Source organism: Klebsiella sp. ME-303 (genome assembly GCF_007910085.1).
Taxonomy (GTDB): Bacteria; Pseudomonadota; Gammaproteobacteria; order Enterobacterales; family Enterobacteriaceae; genus Klebsiella; species Klebsiella michiganensis.
In genome coordinates, this window is record NZ_VOJB01000064.1 from 645 (window position 1) to 1,889 (window position 1,245).

Sequence of the window (1,245 nt, forward strand, 5' to 3'; positions counted from 1 at the left end):
AACAGCTTTACCCACAGCTGCTGCCGCGTCTTTGTTACCGGTGTACTTCAGTTGTTCAGCGATAGCTTTTTCTACAGTAGAAGCAGCTACCAGAACTTCAGAACCGTTCGGTGCAATTACCTGTGCGTAAATATGACGCGGGGTACGATGTACCACCAGGCGAGTTGCACCCAGCTCCTGGAGCTTGCGGCGTGCGCGGGTCGCACGACGGATACGAGCAGATTTCTTATCCATAGTGTTACCTTACTTCTTCTTAGCCTCTTTGGTACGCACGACTTCGTCGGCGTAACGAACACCCTTACCTTTATAAGGCTCAGGACGACGGTAGGCGCGCAGATCTGCTGCAACCTGGCCGATCACCTGCTTATCAGCGCCTTTCAGCACGATTTCAGTTTGAGTCGGACATTCTGCAGTGATACCGGCCGGCAGTTTATGCTCAACAGGATGAGAGAAACCTAAAGCCAGGTTTACTACATCCCCTTTGACCGCTGCACGATAGCCTACACCAACCAGCTGAAGCTTTTTAGTGAAGCCTTCGGTAACACCAACAACCATTGAGTTCAGCAGGGCACGCGCGGTACCAGCCTGAGCCCATCCATCCACGAAACCATCACGCGGACCGAAGGTCAGAGCATTATCTGCATGTTTAACTTCAACAGCATTGTTGAGGGTACGAGTCAGCTCGCCGTTTTTACCTTTGATCGTAATAACCTGACCGTTGATTTTTACATCAACGCCGGCAGGAACAACGACCGGTGCTTTAGCAACACGAGACATTTTTTCCTCCGATTAGGCTACGTAGCAGATAATTTCGCCACCAAGACCAGCCTGGCGCGCTGCACGATCGGTCATAACACCTTTAGAGGTAGAAATAACCGCGATACCCAGACCCGCCATAACTTTCGGCAGCTCATCTTTACGTTTGTAGATGCGCAGACCTGGGCGGCTGACACGCTGAATGCTTTCTACAACAGCTTTACCCTGGAAATACTTAAGAGTCAGTTCCAGTTCCGGCTTGATGTCGCCTTCAACTTTAAAATCTTCAATAAAGCCTTCTTCCTTCAGCACGTTGGCAATTGCCACTTTCAGCTTGGAGGAAGGCATGGTGACCGCAGCTTTATTCGCGGCCTGACCGTTACGGATACGGGTCAGCATATCCGCGATCGGATCTTGCATGCTCATCTGTCTTTACTCCCGTGATTCAATTGGTGACAATTACCAGCTAGCCTTTTTCAGACCCGGGAT

3 protein-coding genes are annotated in these 1,245 nt (G+C 50.6%); all 3 read right to left on the reverse strand.

Translation table 11 applies throughout. The features are described 5' to 3' along the window. Positions 1-234, reverse strand: a 234-nt coding sequence (locus tag FQK12_RS27265) for a 50S ribosomal protein L18 (protein ID WP_186711192.1), incomplete at its 3' end; no start/stop codon positions are given. A 9-nt stretch (positions 235-243) separates the two neighbouring features. Next, positions 244-777, reverse strand: a complete 534-nt coding sequence (gene rplF / locus FQK12_RS08500) for a 50S ribosomal protein L6 (protein WP_004106341.1) — start codon at positions 775-777, stop codon at positions 244-246. Between the two features lie 12 nt (positions 778-789). Further along, complete coding sequence (gene rpsH, locus FQK12_RS08505; protein ID WP_004106343.1) at positions 790-1,182, reverse strand: 30S ribosomal protein S8; 393 nt, start codon at positions 1,180-1,182, stop codon at positions 790-792. Positions 1,183-1,245: the final 63 nt, after the last annotated feature.